The sequence below is a fragment of the Pseudomonas sp. IPO3774 genome (assembly GCF_013386835.1).
Taxonomy (GTDB): Bacteria; Pseudomonadota; Gammaproteobacteria; order Pseudomonadales; family Pseudomonadaceae; genus Aquipseudomonas.
This window is the reverse complement of the sequence record NZ_JACAQY010000021.1, coordinates 1-18,270: the sequence shown is the minus strand read 5'-3', so window position 1 is coordinate 18,270 and position 18,270 is coordinate 1. Positions and strand designations below refer to the sequence as shown.

Here is an 18,270-nt window from a genome sequence, read left to right as displayed (position 1 = left end):
CGCTTAAGATGCCCGCCTGTTTCCTTAACATTCCAGGGAGTCGGTTTGTCGGACGTGGATCTCAAAGGCCTGTTTCTCAAGCACGCCGATACCCTGCGCGGGTATCTCGCACGCAAGGTACGGGACCCGCAGTTGGCCGCAGACCTGGTGCAGGAGAGTTTCCTGCGCCTGGCGCAAAAGCCGGCCGGCGAGCGCATCGACAACTCCCAGGGCTATCTCTATCGCACGGCCGGCAATCTGCTGATCGACCATATCCGCCAGGAGGCGCGGCGCAAGACCGACTCCGTGCCCCATGAGGCGCTGGCCGAGATTGAAGATGAAATGGCCGGGTTGGAGGCTCAGGCGATGGCGCAGCAACAGCGGCAGGCATTGAAGCAGGCACTGGCGGAATTGCCGGAGCGTACCCGGCAGATTTTCCGTCTCAACCGGATCGAGGGCATGACCCATGCCCAGGTCGCGCGCCACCTGGGCATTTCCGACAGCTCAGTGCAAAAGCACCTGGCCAAGGCGCTGGCGTATGTCATGCAGCGTTTGCAGGAAGGTGAGGCGGGGCCGTCCGACGAATGAATTACCGACAAACCTGGGGTCAGACGTCACAGCGTTATATAACGAAAAATTCGAGATTCACACGTGAATAGCCCGGGTCCGCAACAGCACAGCATTACCGAGGCGGCTGCCGATTGGGCGGTGCGCCTGCACGCCGGCGCCCTGACCGATCAGGAGCAGGCCGAGCTGCGCCAATGGATCGCCAGAGACAGCCGCCATGAAGCGGCGCTGCGTTTTGCCGAGCAGACGTGGGCGGCGCTGGGCGAGGTGCATCGCGATGAGACGGTGCATCGCCAGCGGCCGCCCGCTACCGCTGCGCCGGTGCGCGGCCCTCGTCGGCGCAGGCCGTGGCGCATGGCGGCGAGTGTTGCGCTGTTGCTGGTGGTGGCGGGCGTCGGCTGGGTGCGCGGGCCTGAGGCGCTGCTGCAGGTGCAGGCCGATTACTTCACCCAAAAAGGCGAAGTGCGCACCGTGCACCTGGCGGACGGCAGCAGCGTGCAACTGGATTCTGCGAGTGCGATCAAGCTGGATTTTGACGGTGTGCAGCGGCGCATCAGCCTGATCAAAGGCTCGGCCATCTTTGATGTGGCGCCCATGGCCGGTGAGGAAAAAAGGCCGTTCGTGGTGCACAGCGCCAGCGGGCAAACCCGTGCCCTGGGCACGCGGTTTGTGGTCGAGCGTGAGGACGACCGGCAGGCCTGGGTCGGAGTGTTGCAGCACAGTGTGGCCGTCACGCTGCAGGCGCTGCCGCAGAAAGAAACGGTGCTCAAGGAAGGCCAGGCTGCGCGCTACAGCCCGGAGAACGGCGTGGTCGCCCTCGACGACTTCGACCTGGAGCGCGCCACCAGTTGGCGTCGCGGTGTGCTGATCTTCGACCGCTTGCCGCTGGCCAAGGTCATCGAACAGCTCAACCGCTACCGGCCGGGCAAGGTGGTGCTGACCAATGCCGACCTCGGCACCCGTGAAGTCAGCGGCGTGTTCCGCCTCGATATGCTCGACACGGCCCTCGGCACCCTGACCGAAGAATTACAGGTGCAGCGCTTTGATCTGGCGGGGCTGAGCCTGATCTATTGATGGGGTCGCCGGGCCCCGTTTACGCCCTTCGAAAAAACTTTCAAAAAAACCTTACTGAGTTCCGACGCCTGACACGTCCTGTTAAGTGAGAAGTATTCGCATAAACAAGAATGGTCAGCGAAGGGATAACGTCGATGTCTGCAATCACCAAGGGGCGCAACACCGGTAGCCGGTTGGCCCTTGCCATCCACCTGGGGCTGTTAGCCTCCGCCTGCCAGGTGCAGGCCGCCGAGGCGCCAGTCGGTGAATCACAGCCTGTCACGTTGACGTTTGATATTGCGGCGCAACCCTTGGGCCTTGCCGTACTGACGTTCGCCGACCAGGCCGGGTTGCAAGTGTTGTTCGACAGCGCGCGCCTGCAAGGCCTCACCAGCACCGCGCTCAAGGGCCGTTACAGCGCCCAGGAAGGCCTCGGCCGATTGGTGGGCAGTGCACCGGTGGAATACCGCTTTACCGGGGACCGGCAGGTGACGCTGACTCGCGTCGGCGCCGACCATGACGGTGCGCTGACCGTGGGCACCACCACCATCACCGGCAACACCAACGGCAAGCCAAGCGACTGGGTGTACGACACACCGCGCTCGGTGGCCGTGATCAGTCGCGAGCAGATCGACAAACGCCCACCACGCCACGCCGCCGACATGCTCGAAGAAACCGCCGGCGTGTACACCGCCGTCAACCAGCGTGACCCGGGCCTGTCGGTGAACATCCGCGGCGTGCAGGACTACGGCCGGGTCAACATGAACATCGACGGCATGCGCCAGAACTTCAACGTCAACGGCCACCAGCAGCGCAACGGCACGATGTTGATCGACCCGGAATTCATCTCCAGCATCGAAATCGACAAGGGCAGCCAGTCCGGGCAGGGCGGTGCTGCCGTGTTGGGCGGGATTGCATCCTTCAAGACCCTGGAGGCCAGTGAGTTCCTGGCCGATGGCAAGGACTATGGCGGGCGTCTGCGTGCCGGTAGCGGGATTGGTGAACTGGGTAACGGCACCTATTTCAACGGCAGCGGTGTGTTTGCCTTTGGCGACGAGCGCGGCGACGTGCTGCTGGGGTACAGCGAACGGCATTTTGGCGACTACCGCGCCGGTACTCACAACGACCAGAAACTGGGTACTCATTTGCGCGCTCGTGACTCCCAGCCTGCGGCCTTCGACGATTGGCTGAACAGTGAGGTCGGTGACACCGGCAGCGTGACCCGCTCGCAAATCGTCAAGTTCGGCCTGAACCTGCCCAATGACCAACGGGTGCAACTGAGCTACCTGGAAAGTGACAGCGACAGCAATGACGCGTGGGCCTACACCGCCCCGGATAACCAGAGCGTGTACTACCAGCGCGTCAGCAAGAACAACCTCAATGCCAGGAACGTCGGACTGGATTATCGCTACACGCCGGATAACCCGCTGATCGATTTCAAGGCCAAGGTCTACTACGTCACCACACAGATGGACCGGGACAATGCGCCCAACACCGCGTCGCTGACCTCCGGCAACTATGTGGCGGGCTACACGGATCATTTTCAGACCGATACCTGGGGTGTACAGGGCGACAACACATCGCGGTTCGACTTCGATGCGTTGGGGCATGTGAGTTGGAACTACGGCGTGGAGGTGTATCAAGACAAGTTCAAGCCCAGTACCAACAAGGTCGAGGCCACCAACCTTTCCGGCCTGTTGCCTTACGTTGAAGGCGGGACGCCCGGTGGCAAACGCACCATCGCCAGCCTGTTCAACAACCTGCAGTACGAATATGGCGACTGGCTGACGCTGGATGCGGGCTTGCGGTACGACCGCTATCGGCTGGAAGGGGTCACCGGGATGACGCTCTACCGGCGCGATCGGTTCTACAGCAGCACGGTAGGTGCCAAGCGTGTCGAGGAAGTGTTCGACATTGATAGAGAAGAGGGCCAGTTCTCTCCCACGTTCGGTATCGGCATAAAGCCGGGGCTGGACTGGATGCAACTCTACGCCCGCTGGGGCAAGGGCTGGCGCCCGCCGGCGGTGACGGAAACCTTCATGACCGGGCGTCCTCACGGTGGCAGCTCATCAGAGCGGGTGTTTCCCAACCCGTTCCTGAAACCCGAAGAGTCGCGGGACTGGGAAATGGGCGTGAACGTATTCAAAGAGGGACTGCTGTTCGGTGACGACCGCCTGGGCATGAAGGTGGCTTACTTCGATACCCGGATCGAGAACTTCTCTTTCCTCAATCACAGCGTCAGTTTGCCGGAGACCTCCGTCGGCGGTTTTCTCGGCACGATGGCGTACGTCAATAACACCAACCCCACGCGCTTTCGGGGGGTGGAGTACCAGCTCAACTACGACATGGGGCGGGCGTACGCCAACCTTAGTTACACCCACATGATCGGCAGTAATGAGTTCTGCTCGAAGAACTATTACATGGGCGGGGCGAAGAAGAACGGGCCGTCCACCACACGCTATGAACGCTACACCCGGCCAAACGGCACGACCGGCCTGCGCCCGGTGACCACGTATGAGGTGCTGGACGACGATGTCGCCAACAACAAGGAAAGCTGTGGCCGGATCATGGGCAACGCCACCTATATGCCGGCTGATCGCGGCTCGCTGACCCTGGGCGCGCGCTTCCTGGAAAAGCGACTCGATATGGGCGTCCGCGTGCGCTACAGCTCAGGCAATGGCGAGAACCTCGACTCACAAGGTTATGACTTCATCGACCAGGCGCTATGGCCCCAGTACACCCTCTATGACCTGTACGCCAGCTACTGGATGACCGACCAATTGAACATCGCCCTGGCGCTGGAAAACGCCACCGATGAGGCCTACTTCGTTGCGATGGGGGACGCCAATAACCTGAGCCTGGCGCGCGGGCGAACGTTGAGCGGGATGCTCGAATACAAGTTCTGATCAAGGTGCCACGGCACTTTATCAACCAACGGTTTTGCCCAAGGGTGGGCAAAAAGTGCGCTGTATGAGCGTGCTGATCAATCGTGTTGTTTATAACGAGGTTAAGTGATGACTATTTCTGTTAGTTACGAAGCTGCGCTCGGTGCTTACTCCGTCTCGGACTACCTGACCGACTGGGCACTGGGGTTCAACACTGCGGGTCACGGCAGCAGCAACACCGGCGGCTTCAGCAACGGCTCCCTGAGCGGCGACCAGTATTCGACCCACGGCGCCAACAATTCCGACTACGCGTTCATTGCCGACAGCAACACCAGCAACGGCCTGCACTACGTATTCAACCCGGCGCTGCCAGCCAGCCACAACGAAAACCACTACCTGTGGGGCAACCTGGATAACGTTCAACTGGGCACCGGCCTGGGCGGCGGCAATGGCAGCGACTTCACCCTCGATGCGTTCAAAGTGGCTTTCAACGGCCTTGACTTGAGCGCGGCACAAGGTGCAGGCCGCGTCGGCAACGACGTTCAGAACGTGATCTACAGCCTGATGCAAGGCAACACCTCGGCACTGGAAACCGTGCTCAACAACCTGCTGGACGACTTCGGCCTGTCCACCGCCAACACCTTCGACGAGATCTCGGCCGGCCTGGCAGCACACGCTACGGCAACCACCACCGACGTCGCCCTGGTAGGCGTGCAGGACGTTGCACAGGACTGGGCACTCGCTGCCTGATGTGGCTGTGCAATGAAAAAAGCGAATGGAAGATCGCTCTCCCATTCGCTGCGTAAACCCCGTCGTCGCCGTGAGTTTCGAAGGCCAGGGCGACGGCGGTGACAAATTCTGCGCAGCGGCGCGCGGCGTGTCAAACGCGGGCGGCGCTTCCCGATTTCCCCCATGAGACTCCCTCGATGCGCCATGCCGGCAACGAAACCCTGGCCGCTCTCACGGCCTATAAATGTGGCTTCCTCAACATTGGCCTGTTTTCGGCAGTGATCAACCTGTTGATGCTGGCCCCGGCGCTGTACATGTTGCAGGTCTACGACCGGGTGCTGGCCTCCGGCAACTCGATGACCCTGTTGATGCTGACGCTGATGATCCTTGGCTTGTTCGGCTTGATGGGCGCGCTGGAGTGGGTGCGCAGCCAGGTGGTGATCCGCCTTGGCACACAGATGGACATGCGCCTGAACCAGCGGGTGTACGACGCCGCGTTCGAGGCGCAACTCAAGGGCGGTACCCAGGCGGCTGGGCAGGCGTTGAGCGACCTGACGACCTTGCGCCAGTTCGCCACCGGCCAGGCGCTGTTCGCATTTTTTGATGCGCCGTGGTTTCCGGTGTACTTGCTGGTGATCTTCCTGTTCCACCCCTGGCTCGGCGTCCTGGCGCTGGCCGGTGCGCTGATGCTGATGGCGCTGGCGTGGGCCAACCAGCACATCTGCCAGGCACCGTTGACTCAGGCCAATCAGCTGTCGATCAGCGCCAGCCAGCAGGCCACGGCCAACCTGTGCAATGCCGAAGCCATCGAAGCCATGGGCATGCTGGCAACCCTGCGTGCGCGCTGGTTTGCCCAGCACCAGGCGTTTCTGGCGGCGCAGAACCTGGCCAGTGAAAAGACCGCTGCCATCAGTGCCTGGTCCAAGGGCGTACGCCTGGCGTTGCAGTCATTGGTCCTCGGTCTGGGTGCATTGCTGGCGGTGCAGGGGGCGATTACGCCGGGCATGATGATCGCCGGCTCGATCCTGATGGGGCGGGTACTGAGCCCTATCGACCAACTGATCGGCGTGTGGAAACAGTGGAGTTCGGCGCGCCTGGCCTATGACCGTTTGACCCTGATGCTGGCGGCCAACCCGGCGCGCACCGAGCGCATGAGCTTGCCGGCGCCCAGCGGCCAGTTGACGGTCGAGCAGGTAAGCGCGTGTGCGCCTGGCAGTCGTCGGCCCGCGTTGGCCAACCTCGGGTTCAGCCTGCCTGCCGGTGACGTGCTGGGCGTGATCGGGCCTTCCGGTTGCGGCAAGTCGACCCTGGCGCGGTTGCTGGTGGGGGCCTGGGCGCCCTTGGCCGGCAAGGTGCGGCTGGACGGCGCGGACCTGGCGCAATGGGACAAGCAGCAACTCGGCCCGCACATTGGGTATCTGCCCCAGGACATCCAGCTGTTCGCCGGCAGCATTGCCGACAACATCGCGCGTTTCGACACCGTGGATTCGGACAAGGTGCTCGCTGCCGCGCAAATGGCCGGCGTGCATCAACTGATCCTGCAGTTGCCCCAAGGCTACGACACCCAACTGGGGGAGGGCGGTGCCGGGTTGTCCGGCGGGCAGAAGCAACGTGTCGCGCTGGCGCGAGCGCTGTACGGCGTGCCTGCGCTGATCGTACTGGATGAGCCCAATTCCAATCTCGATGAGGCCGGCGAGCAGGCCTTGCTCCATGCCATCACCTTGCTCAAGGCGCAGCGTCGCACGCTGGTGCTGATCACCCACAAGACCCCTGTGCTGGCGTTGACGGACCAATTACTGATTCTGCGGGACGGCCAGTTGCAGGCGTTCGGGCCCACGGCGCGGGTGCTGGAGGCCACGCAGAAACCGGCGGCCGCGCCGCCCAAACCGGTGTCGGCGATGAGCATGAGCTACCGCCTCGGTGAAGGAAAAAAAGCATGAGCCGACCTGTGCTTGTGACGGACAACAGCGTGCCGCCGGTGAACAACGTGCTGGCGCTGGACGATAAAAAATACGCGCGCCTGGGCTGGTTGCTGGTGCTCGGCGGGTTTGCCGGGTTCCTTGGCTGGGCCGCGCTGGCACCGTTGGACAAGGGTGTGGCGGTGTCCGGCAAGGTCATGGTGTCGGGGCACCGCAAGACGGTGCAGCACCCCGCGGGCGGGATCGTCGAGCGGATCGAGGTGCGCGATGGCGAGGTGGTGAGCGCCGGCCAGGTATTGGTCCGCCTGAAGGAAACCCCGTTGCGCGGGCAGATGCAGTCTTTGCGCAGCCAGTTCATTGCGTCCCGGGCCAGCGAAGCGCGCTTGAGTGCCGAGAGCGAAGGCTTGTCGGCCATCGTCTTCGGTCCCGAACTGCTGAACGAGCCTGAGGCCGCCGCCACCTTGAGCCTGCAACGGCAACTGTTCAGCAGTCGCGCCCAGGCCCTGGCCACGGAGCAGCAAGGCCTGCGGGAAACCATCGCCGGGGCCGAGGCACAATTGCGCGGCACCCGGGAATCCCAGGCCAGTAAAGTGCTGCAACGCACCGCGATGAATGAACAACTGCAAGGCCTGCGCGAGCTGGCGCGGGACGGCTACATTCCGCGCAATCGGCTGCTAGAAAATGAACGGCTGTATGCCCAGCTCGACGGTGCGATTGCCGAGGATTTCGGCCGCATCGGCCAGTTGCAACGGCAAGTCCTTGAACTGCGCCTGCGCATCCGCCAGCTCGGCGAAGACTTCCAGAAAGACCTGCGCGGCCAACTGGCCGAAACCCGCACCCGCAGCGACGACTTGCGCAACCGGTTGGCCTCGGCCGAATTCGAACTGGCCAACAGCCTGGTGCGCGCGCCGGCGGCTGGCGTGGTGGTGGGGCTGGAGGTTTATACCGAAGGCGGCGTGATCAAGCCCGGCCAGGCGCTGATGGACATCGTGCCCCAGGGCGAACCACTGCTGGTGGAAGCGCGGGTGCCGGTGCAGATGGTCGACAAGGTGCACCCGGGCTTGCCGGTGGAGTTGCTGTTCTCGGCGTTCAACCAGAGCACCACCCCACGCATTGCCGGTGAAGTGACGCTGGTGTCGGCCGACCGCCAGGTCGACGAGCGCACCGATGAGCCGTATTACACCTTGCGCGCCCAGGTCAGTGCAGCTGGCATGCGCCAGCTCGACGGCTTGCAGATTCGCCCGGGCATGCCGGTGGAAGCGTTCGTCAAAACCGGTGAGCGCTCGATGCTCAACTACCTGTTCAAACCCTTGCTGGATCGGACTCACATGGCGTTGGTGGAAGAATGAAGGCGCTGTTATTCGGTCTGTGTTGTGCCTGCAGTGGATCGGTTCAGGCGCTGGGATTGCTCGACGCCTATGACTTGGCCCTGCGCAACGACCCGACGTTTCAGGCGGCAATCCAGGAGCGCGAGGCCGGCGAGGAAAACCGCATCATCGGCCGCGCCGGGCTGTTGCCGAACCTGTCCTGGAGCTACAACAACTCGCGCAATGAGTCCGAAGTCACCCAGTCGACGGCGGTGGGCAACGTCACCAGCGACCGCGATTACCGCAGCTATGCCTCGACCCTGACCCTGCAACAACCGCTGCTCGATTACGAAGCCTATGCGCGCTATCGCCAGGGTGCAGCGCAGGCGCTGTTTGCCGATGAACGCTTTCGCAGCAAGAGCCAGGAACTGGCCGTGCGGGTGTTGAGCGCCTACAGCCAGGCGTTGCTGGCCCAGGAGCGGATCGAGCTGAGCCGCGCCCAGAAACGCGCGTATGCCGAGCGCCTGCAACTCAATGAACGGCTGCTCAAGGGCGGCGAGGGCACCCGCACCGATGTGCTGGAAACCCAGGCACGCCTGAGCCTGGCCCAGGCCGAAGAGATCGAATCCCTGGACACCCAGGACGCAGCCTTGCGCGAGCTGGAAGCGATTGTGGGCCAGCCGTTGCAGATAGACGAGTTGGCGCCGCTGACTCGCCAGTTCGAGATCCCGCCGCTGGAGCCCAACCGTTTCGAGACCTGGCGGGAAATGGCGATGGCCAACAACCCGGAGCTCAAATCCCAGCACCACGCGCTGGACGTCGCCGAATACGAAGTGGAGCGCAAGCGCGCCGGGCACATGCCCAAGGTCAGCCTGTATGCGAGCAGCCGCCAGACCAGCTCGGATTCGGAAAGCAGCTACAACCAGAAGTACGACACCAACAGCGTCGGCATCCAGGTCAGCCTGCCGCTGTTCGCCGGTGGCTCGGTGTCGGCGTCAACCCGTCAGGCCGCCAATCAACTGTCCCAGGCCCAATATGAACTGGACGCGCAGACCGCCAGGACGCTGATCGAACTGCGCAAGCAATTCAACCTCAACACCAGCGGCGCGGCCAAAGTGCGGGCGTATGAAATGGCGGTCAGCTCGGCCACCGCCCTGGTGACGGCGACGAAGAAAAGCGTGACCGGTGGCGAGCGCGTCAACCTCGATGTGCTGGATGCCGAGCAGCAACTGTTCACGGCACGCCGCGACCTGGCGGATGCGCGGCATGCGTATCTGCTGGCGCGGATACAACTGAAGTATTTTGCAGGATTGCTCAACGAGCAGGACCTGCGGGCGTTGGCGGGGTATTTCCAGCCATCGGCATGATGGCTATATCGGCTAACACACCGATCCACTGTGGGAGCTGTCGAGCCTTGGCGAGGCTGCGATGGCGGCGGGACTGATGACATTTTTCTGTCTGACCCACCGCCATCGCGGCCTCGCTAAAGCTCGACGGCTCCCACATTTTGATCTTTGCAGTGCTGGGGATTTAACGCCGGGTCAGTAACACACCCGATTCCATGTGGTGCGTCCACGGGAACTGGTCAAACATCGCGCACTGGGTAATCCGGTGCGTGTCATGCAGTTGCGCAATGTTCGCCGCCAACGTCTCCGGGTTGCAGGAGATGTACAGGATGTTCTCGAAGCGCCGGGTCAGCTCGCAGGTGTCCGGGTCCATGCCGGCACGCGGCGGGTCGACGAACACGCTGCCAAACTCGTAGCTCTTGAGGTCGATGCCGTGCAGGCGGCGGAACGGCCGCACTTCATTCAAGGCCTCGGTCAGCTCTTCGGCAGACAAACGCACCAGGGTGACGTTATCCACCGCGTTTTCATCGAGGTTGCTCAGCGCCGCGTTCACCGAAGTCTTGCTGATCTCGGTGGCCAGCACTTTGCGCACGCGAGTGGCCAGGGGCAGGGTGAAGTTGCCGTTGCCGCAGTACAGCTCCAGCAAGTCGTCACTGCGATCGCCCAGGGCTTCGAATGCCCAGTTGAGCATCTTCTGGTTCACCGTGCCGTTGGGCTGGGTGAACGCGCCTTCAGGCTGGCGATAGCTGAAGGTGCGACCGCCGACGTCGAGTTTCTCGACCACGTAATCGCGGCCGATCACATCGCGCTTGCCCTTGGAGCGGCCGATGATGCTGACGTTCAGGTCCGCCGCCAGCTTGTTCGCCGCCGTATGCCAATGCTCATCCAGCGGGCGGTGATAGCACAGGGTAATCATCGCGTCGCCGGCCAGAGTGGTGAGGAACTCCACCTGGAACAGCTTGTGGCTCAGGGCGGCGCTGGCTTGCCAGGCGGCCTTGAGTTGCGGCATCAACTGGTTGATGCGCAGGCTGGCAATCGGAAACTCTTCAATGAGGATCGGTGTGCGCTTGTCCTCCTGGGAGAACATTGCGTAGTGGCGCTGACCCTCTTCGCGCCACAGGCGGAACTCCGCCCGCAGGCGGAAGTTCTGCAACGGCGAGTCGAAAACCTGAGGCTCTGGCGCGTCGAACGGCGCCAGCAGGTCACGCAGGCGCGTGACCTTTTCTTCCAGTTGAACGGTGTAGCTTGCGGCGTCAAAAGTCATGCGTTGAACCAGCCCAGCTTGATCACAAACAGAATCGACAGGATCACCAGCGCCGGGTTCAGCTCACGGTAGCGGCCCGAAAGCAGCTTGATGGCGGTCCAGGCGATGAAACCGAAGGCAATGCCGTTGGCGATGGAATAAGTGAATGGCATCGCCAGGGCGGTGATCACCACCGGTGCGGCGACGGTGATGTCGTCCCAGTCGATTTCGGCCAGGCCCGAGGTCATCAGTACGGCCACGAACAGCAGCGCCGGTGCGGTGGCGAAGGCCGGGACGCTGGCCGCCAGTGGCGAGAAGAACAGCGCCAGCAGGAACAGGATCGCGACCACGACGGCGGTCAAACCGGTACGGCCACCGGCGCTCACGCCCGCCGCCGATTCGATGTAGCTGGTGGTGGTCGAGGTGCCCAGCAGCGAGCCGGCCATGGCCGCCGTACTGTCAGCGATCAGCGCACGGCCCATTTTCGGCATGTGGCCGTCCTTGCCCATGAGACCCGCGCGCTTGGCGACGCCGATCAGGGTGCCGGAGTTGTCGAACAGGTCGACGAACAGGAACGCGAAAATCACGCTCACCAGGCCGATGTCCAGGGCGCCTTTGATGTCCAGTTTCAGGAAGGTCGGGGCCAGCGAAGGTGGCATCGACATCACGCCGCCGAACGGGGTGAAGCCCAGCACGATGGAGGCGATGGTCACCACCAGGATGCCGATCAATACCGCGCCGCGCACTTTCAGGGCTTCCAGCGCAACGATCAGCGCGAAGCCGAGGGTGGCGAGGATCGGCGCGGGTTGTTTCAGGTCGCCCAGGCCTACCATGGTGGCCGGGTTGCTGACCACGATGCCGGCGTTGTGCAAGGCGATCAGCGCCAGGAACAGGCCGATACCCGCCGCAATCGCCGAGCGCAGGGGCAGCGGGATGCTGTTGATGATCCATTCGCGGATGCGGAAGATCGACAGCAGGAAGAACAGCACCGCCGAGATGAACACCGCACCCAGCGCCACTTGCCAGGTGTGGCCCATGTGCAGGACCACGGTGTAGGTGAAGAATGCGTTGAGGCCCATGCCCGGTGCCAGGGCAATCGGGTAGTTGGCGATCAGGCCCATCACGGTAGAACCGATGGCCGCCGCGAGGCAGGTCGCGACAAAGACCGCGCCCTTGTCCATGCCGGTCTCACCGAGGATGCTCGGGTTGACGAACAGGATGTAGGCCATGGCCAGGAAGGTGGTGACGCCCGCGAGAATCTCGGTGCGCACATTCGTGTTGTGTGCCTTGAGTTGAAACAGCTTTTCCAGCATGCCTGCTCCCTGTGACGCTATCTTGCGTCGTTATTTGTTGACCTCTAAGTCAAAGCACAAACTGCGCCAAGCGCCTGTGGTTCCAGAGAGGATCGGAAAAAGCGGCGCATCATACCAGCAGCCGAGGGCCAGTGGCGCATAGGCTTGATCATGGCCTTGAGGCATACTGCGCCGACGTTTATTACAGGGTCATCGACAGCATGAAAAAAGCCAGCGCCTGGAGTCTAGCTCTGTTCGGTTGCATCGGCCTGTGGCTCGGTGCGGCACCGGCGTGGGGCGCGCCTGCACCGGCGTTGAGCGAGGTGCGGGTATTCAAGGTTCAGTCGGCCAAGTGCACTGAAACCATTCCCGAGCGGGCCGACAGCACCCAGATGTGCACGCACCGCGGGCAGACGCTGGTGTACGTGATGGAAGTCGGCCTGGGCAACAGCTCCCAGGCATTTTTCGACGGCGCGTCGGTGCCCCGTATCAGCACCACCGCCATCTGCCAGGTGGGTTCCATCAGCCAGCCATGCAGCGGCGCGGGAACGTTGATGGGCTACATCTATACGTTCCAGCTGGATAATGTCGAAGCCGGCGGCACGTTCCAGTACAGCAACACCTCGATCAACCCACCGCGCAACCAGTTGGTCACCACCCTCGGCATTCGCTGATCGCCACCCATCAATTGCCTTGAACGCTCATAAACTCCGGAAGTCGGACCGCTAAGACGGCGACTTTTCTGAACGCCGCGATTGCACACCAATCCGTGAGGTGTTTATGAGCGCAACTCCCAATGGCGCGGCGGCCAAGCCGTTCGTCGCCCACTCCATACGCTTGACCCTCAATGGTCAGGACCACTCACTCGACGTGTTGCCCTGGACCACCCTGCTGGACCTGCTGCGCGAGCAACTGGACCTGACGGGCACCAAGAAGGGCTGCGACCACGGCCAGTGCGGCGCCTGCACCGTGTTGCTCAACGGCAAACGGGTGAACGCCTGCCTGACCCTGGCGGTAATGTGCGACGGTGCCGAGTTGACCACCATCGAAGGCCTGGCCTCGGGCGAAGACCTGCACCCGATGCAACAGGCGTTTATCAAGCACGATGCCTTCCAATGCGGCTACTGCACGCCGGGGCAAATCTGCTCGGCGGTGGGCCTGGCCCGTGAAGGCCGCGCCCACGACACCGCGCAGATCCAGGAACTGATGAGCGGCAACCTTTGCCGCTGCGGCGCCTACAACAACATCCGCGATGCCATCGAAGAAGCCTTGCCGGCGTGCCGCGTGCAGGGAGGTGAGCAATGAATCCCTTCCATTACAGCAAGCCGGCCGACGTGCAGGAGGCGGTGCACCTGGTCAGCCCGGCGTCGCGGTTTATCGCCGGTGGCACCAACCTGCTGGACCTGATGAAAGAGAACATCAGCCGCCCGGAGCACCTGATTGATATCACCGGGCTGCCACTTCGCGACGTGGAAGAAACTCCCGGGGGCGGCTTGATGATCGGTGCCCTGGTGAGCAACGCCGACCTGGCCTGGCACCCGCTGATCGAGGAACGTTACCCGCTGCTGTCCCAGGCCATCCTCGCCGGCGCCTCGCCGCAATTGCGCAATATGGCCAGTACCGGCGGCAACCTGCTGCAACGCACCCGTTGCTACTACTTCTATGACGCTGCCGTGCCCTGCAACAAACGCGAGCCCGGCAGTGGCTGCCCGGCGCGGGTCGGTTTGAACCGCATCCACGCGATCCTCGGCGCCAGTGACCAGTGCGTTGCCACCCATCCTTCTGACATGTGCGTGGCCCTGGCCGCCCTGGATGCGCGGGTGCATGTGCAGGGCCGGGGTGGTGCGCGGGTCATCGAGTTCGCCGACTTTCACCGGCTGCCGGGCGATGCGCCCCAGCGGGATAACCAGTTGGCCGACGACGAACTGATCACCGCCATCGAGTTGCCTGCCGACCACCTGGCTGCCCACAGTCACTATCTGAAAATCCGTGACCGGGCTTCCTACGCCTTCGCCCTGATATCCGTCGCGGCGGCGCTGGAGCTGGATGGCGATGTGATCGTCGACGCTCGCCTGGCCCTGGGCGGCGTCGCCCACAAGCCATGGCGTGATCGCGCGGTGGAAGCCGCGCTGATCGGCCAGTCCGTCAGCCGCGAAACCTTCAGCACTGCCGCTGAAACCCTGCTGCTGGACGCCGAGCCGTTGGAACACAACGGTTTCAAGATCAAACTGGCACGCCGCGCGATCATTCGCGCCCTGAGCGATGCCGCTGTTGCAGGAGCCACGTCATGAGCGCAATCGGCAAACCGTTGGACCGGGTCGACGGTCTGCTCAAGGTCACCGGGCAAGCGCGCTATGCCGGTGAGTTTCCCGAGGATGGCTTGCTGCACGGCAGCGTGGTGTCGAGCAACATCGCCAAGGGCCGGGTCATCCGCATTGATGCGTCCCAAGCCCTGGCGCTGCCCGGTGTAGTGATGGTGCTTGATCACCTCAACCGCCCGAAACTGGCCAGCTACGACGACAGCTACGCCGATGCCGATGCTGCCGACGGCTCGCCGTTTCGCCCGCTGTACAACGACCGCGTGCTCTACAGCGGCCAGCCGTTGGCATTGGTAATTGCCGACAACCTGGAGCTGGCGCGCCACGCCGGTTCCCTGGTGCAGATCGAATACGCCGCCGAGCCTGCCGAGACCGATCTGCTGGCCTTGCAGGAGCAGGCGCACCCGTCGCCGCAAACACCGCCCAAGCCGCGCGGCAACTTCCAGGCCGAATGGACCGGCGCCGCCACGAGCCTGGACCTGCACTACAGCACGCCCATCGAACACCATAACCCCATGGAACCCCACGCCAGCACCGTGCTGTATCAGCCGGACGGCACCCTGCATATCCACGACAAGACCCAGGGCCCGCAGAACTGCCAGGCCTATGTGCAGAAAGTCTTCGGCCTGGATAAAAGCCAGGTGCGGATCTTCGCCGCGTTCGTCGGCGGCGCCTTTGGTTCCGGTCTGCGCCCGCAGTACCAGTTGCCGCTGGCAGTGATGGCATCGCTGGCCCTGAAGCGTTCGGTGCGCGTCACCCTCACGCGCCAGCAGATGTTCACCTTCGGTTATCGCCCGCGCACCTTGCAGCGCCTGCAACTGGGTGCTGCCGCCAATGGCCGCTTGCTTGCCCTGGGCCACACCGCCATCGGCCAGACCTCGCGCTTCGAGGACTTCAGCGAACACGTGGTGGAATGGAGCGGCATGCTTTATCACTGCGATAACGTGCTGCTGACCTACAAGCTGGTGCCGCTGGACGTGTTCACACCGCTGGACATGCGCGCTCCCGGCGCAGCGCTGGGGGTGATCGGCCTGGAATGCGCCATGGATGAACTGGCCTGCGCCCTGGGCATCGACCCGGTGCAATTGCGGCTGATCAACTATGCCGAGCGCAATCAGAACGAAGACAAGCCCTGGTCCAGCAAAGCGTTGCGCGAATGCTACAGCGAAGGTGCCGAGCGTTTTGGCTGGAGCCAGCGCAACCCGGAGCCGCGAAGCATGCGCGATGGTCGCCAACTGATCGGTTGGGGCATGGCCGGCGGGGTGTGGGAGGCCCTGCAAATGAAAGCCAGCGCCAAGGCGCGGATCGACCATCTGGGCAAGCTCACGGTCAGCAGCGCCACCACCGATATCGGCACCGGCACCTACACGGTCATGGCGCAGATCGCCGCCCAGGCCAGCGGCGTGCCGGTAGGCGATGTGACGTTCCTGCTGGGGGATTCATCGCTGCCGACAGCGCCATTGCAGGGCGGCTCGTTTACCGTGTCGTCGGTGGGCAGTGCGGTGCAACAGGCCTGTGAAGCGTTGAACGCCAAGCTGTTGGACATTGCACGCAAGACGTACCCGGCGTTCAAAGACGCTGAGTCGGCGCGGTTTGAGAATGGCCAGCTGCACGCCGGTGACCAGCGCATCTCCCTGGCGCAATTGGTGCAAGACAGCGGCGAGCAGGCGCTGGAAGTGCAGGTGGATTGCGAGCCGGGCAAACAGCGCGAAGGCTATGCCTCTGCCACGCATTCAGCGGTGTTTGTCGAAGTGCGGGTGGATGAGGACCTGGGCACCATCAAGGTCAGCCGGGTGGTCAGTGCGATTGCGGCCGGGCGGGTGGTCAATCCGAAGATGGCCCGTAGCCAGATTCTCGGCGGGGTGGTCTGGGGCATCGGCATGGCGTTGCATGAGGAGACCCAGGTCGATCACGCATTGGGTCGCTCCATGAACCACAGCCTGGCCGAATACCACATTCCGGTAAACGCGGATATCGGCGAGATTGATGTGCTGTTTGTCGAAGAACACGACGAGATCGTCAACGCCCTTGGTTCCAAGGGCGTCGGCGAGATCGGGATAGTCGGGGTGGCGGCGGCGGTGGCCAACGCGGTGTATCACGCCACCGGCAAGCGGGTGCGGGACTTTCCCGTCACCCTCGACAAGGTCTTCTAAACCTTGGCGGGTTCTTCCACCGGCACATGCATGCGGTCGCGGTTGGCCAGGGTCGGGAACAGTTTGATCCAGACCCCGGTCACCACCAGCGTGCCGATGCCGCCCATGACCACGGCGGGCACGGTGCCGAACCAGTGGGCGGTGATCCCGGACTCGAACTCGCCCAACTGATTCGACGCGCCGATAAACAGCCCGTTGACCGCGCTTACCCGGCCGCGCATTTCGTCCGGGGTTTCCAGTTGCACGAACGAGGCGCGGATCACCATGCTGATCATGTCCGCTGCGCCCAATACCACCAGCACCGCCAGGGAGAACCAGAACGAGGTCGACAGGCCGAACGCGATGGTGGCTACGCCAAACACCCCGACCGCCGTAAACATGATCCGCCCCACATGCCGGTCGACGGCAAACCGCGCCAGCCACAACGACATCAACAACGCCCCGACCGCTGGCGCCGAGCGCAGCAGCCCAAGGCCCCACGGCCCGGTCAGCAAAATGTCCTTGGCAAACACCGGCAGCAAGGCCGTGGCGCCGCCCAGCAATACGGCGAACAGGTCCAGGGAAATCGCGCCGAGGATGTCCGGCCGACTGCGGATAAAACGAATCCCGGCCAGCAACGAATCCATGGTCGCCTTGGCCTTGTTCAGCGGCGTCTGGCGCGCGGGCAGGTTGAGGGTCAACACGCAGGCGATCAGGTACAGCACCACCGTGGGGCCGTACACCCAGACACTGCCAAAGGCGTACAGCAGACCGCCCAGCGCCGGCGCCACGATGGTGGCCAATTGCTGCGCCGACTGCGACGACGCCACGGCGCGGGGAAACAGTGCAGTGGGCACGATGCTCGGCAGCAGGGCCTGGGTGGTGGGCATTTCAAACGAGCGGGCTGCGCCCAGCAGGAATGCCAGGATAAAAATCATCTCGCGGGTGACATTGCCGGTCAGTCCGCCGATTGCCAGGGATAGCGCGATCAGCGCTTGAACGGTCTGGCAGATGGCTGCGACCTTGCGCCGTTCATAGCGATCGGCCACATGGCCGGTGTGCAGCATGAACAGTACTCGCGGTACGAACTCCACCAGGCCGACCAAACCCAGGTCCAGCACGTTGCCGGTCAGTTGGTAGAGGTTCCAGCCGATGGCCACGGTGAGCATCTGGAAACCGCTGGCGGTGAAGATCCGCGCCAGCCAGAACGCGATGAAAGGGCGGTGGTGACGTAACAGCAGCGCGGGTTCACTGGGCATCGGGGAGACGGGTCTGGGTGGGGGAACGGTGAGGTTATCACCAACTTGTAACCAATAGTTGCGTGGTGGGTTGGGGGGTATGAGATATGTTCAGTCTGGCTGAGTACATATCCGTTTCTTCGGTAACGGCCACTTATGGTTCCGCTCTTACAGCGGGTCACTTTTGGCAAACGCCCCAAAAGTAACCAAAAGGTCTTTGCCCCACCACTCGGTGCCTCGCTTAGGCTCGGCATGCCCGCAC

Annotated in this window: 14 protein-coding genes; 11 read left to right on the top strand and 3 right to left on the bottom strand. The window is 63.1% G+C overall.

Features of this window, described 5'->3' with window-relative positions; translation table 11 throughout:
• Positions 1–45: 45 nt before the first annotated feature.
• From HYE77_RS14245 to HYE77_RS14215, 7 genes are all read left to right on the top strand, one after another.
• The gene (locus HYE77_RS14245; protein WP_003215543.1) at positions 46–567 is read left to right on the top strand and encodes an RNA polymerase sigma factor; all 522 of its coding nucleotides are present in this window, start codon (positions 46–48) and stop codon (positions 565–567) included.
• 63 nt (positions 568–630) lie between these two features.
• Positions 631–1,620: a FecR family protein gene (locus tag HYE77_RS14240; protein WP_177068907.1), complete on the top strand. Its 990-nt coding sequence runs from the start codon at positions 631–633 to the stop codon at positions 1,618–1,620.
• Between the two features lie 134 nt (positions 1,621–1,754).
• Positions 1,755–4,505 (top strand): TonB-dependent receptor, encoded by a 2,751-nt coding sequence (locus HYE77_RS14235; RefSeq protein ID WP_102369949.1) that lies wholly within the window; start codon positions 1,755–1,757, stop codon positions 4,503–4,505.
• Between the two features lie 108 nt (positions 4,506–4,613).
• Positions 4,614–5,234, top strand: a complete 621-nt coding sequence (locus HYE77_RS14230; RefSeq protein ID WP_003215551.1) for a heme acquisition protein HasA — start codon at positions 4,614–4,616, stop codon at positions 5,232–5,234.
• 176 nt (positions 5,235–5,410) lie between these two features.
• Complete coding sequence (locus HYE77_RS14225; protein ID WP_177068906.1) at positions 5,411–7,153, top strand: type I secretion system permease/ATPase; 1,743 nt, start codon at positions 5,411–5,413, stop codon at positions 7,151–7,153.
• Positions 7,150–8,481, top strand: a complete 1,332-nt coding sequence (locus tag HYE77_RS14220; protein WP_177040843.1) for an HlyD family type I secretion periplasmic adaptor subunit — start codon at positions 7,150–7,152, stop codon at positions 8,479–8,481. Before HYE77_RS14225 ends, HYE77_RS14220 begins: the two co-directional genes overlap by 4 nt.
• Complete coding sequence (locus HYE77_RS14215; protein WP_177020964.1) at positions 8,478–9,806, top strand: TolC family outer membrane protein; 1,329 nt, start codon at positions 8,478–8,480, stop codon at positions 9,804–9,806. Before HYE77_RS14220 ends, HYE77_RS14215 begins: the two co-directional genes overlap by 4 nt.
• A gap of 163 nt (positions 9,807–9,969) precedes the next feature.
• Here HYE77_RS14215 and trmA read toward each other — a convergent pair whose 3' ends face one another.
• Both trmA and HYE77_RS14205 read right to left on the bottom strand, forming a co-directional pair.
• Positions 9,970–11,049 (bottom strand): tRNA (uridine(54)-C5)-methyltransferase TrmA, encoded by a 1,080-nt coding sequence (gene trmA, locus HYE77_RS14210; RefSeq protein ID WP_102605483.1) that lies wholly within the window; start codon positions 11,047–11,049, stop codon positions 9,970–9,972.
• Positions 11,046–12,341, bottom strand: coding sequence for an NCS2 family permease (locus HYE77_RS14205; protein WP_177068905.1), 1,296 nt, complete (start codon positions 12,339–12,341; stop codon positions 11,046–11,048). The genes trmA and HYE77_RS14205 overlap by 4 nt, the downstream gene beginning before the upstream one ends.
• Before the next feature lie 200 nt (positions 12,342–12,541).
• On the opposite strand from HYE77_RS14205, the gene HYE77_RS14200 reads away from it, so the two are divergent.
• From HYE77_RS14200 to HYE77_RS14185, 4 genes are all read left to right on the top strand, one after another.
• Positions 12,542–12,994 (top strand): DUF4879 domain-containing protein, encoded by a 453-nt coding sequence (locus HYE77_RS14200; protein WP_102605484.1) that lies wholly within the window; start codon positions 12,542–12,544, stop codon positions 12,992–12,994.
• 106 nt (positions 12,995–13,100) lie between these two features.
• A complete protein-coding gene (locus HYE77_RS14195) occupies positions 13,101–13,625 on the top strand; it encodes a (2Fe-2S)-binding protein (RefSeq protein ID WP_177068904.1) in 525 nt (174 codons plus the stop codon).
• On the top strand, positions 13,622–14,611 hold the full coding sequence (locus tag HYE77_RS14190; RefSeq protein ID WP_177068903.1) for a xanthine dehydrogenase family protein subunit M: 990 nt from the start codon (positions 13,622–13,624) through the stop codon (positions 14,609–14,611). Before HYE77_RS14195 ends, HYE77_RS14190 begins: the two co-directional genes overlap by 4 nt.
• Positions 14,608–16,791, top strand: coding sequence for a xanthine dehydrogenase family protein molybdopterin-binding subunit (locus HYE77_RS14185; RefSeq protein WP_087693544.1), 2,184 nt, complete (start codon positions 14,608–14,610; stop codon positions 16,789–16,791). Before HYE77_RS14190 ends, HYE77_RS14185 begins: the two co-directional genes overlap by 4 nt.
• Here the strand turns inward: HYE77_RS14185 and HYE77_RS14180 are convergent.
• Positions 16,788–18,029 (bottom strand): MFS transporter, encoded by a 1,242-nt coding sequence (locus tag HYE77_RS14180; RefSeq protein ID WP_063026986.1) that lies wholly within the window; start codon positions 18,027–18,029, stop codon positions 16,788–16,790. The two genes, HYE77_RS14185 and HYE77_RS14180, sit on opposite strands and share 4 nt — an antisense overlap.
• Positions 18,030–18,270: the final 241 nt, after the last annotated feature.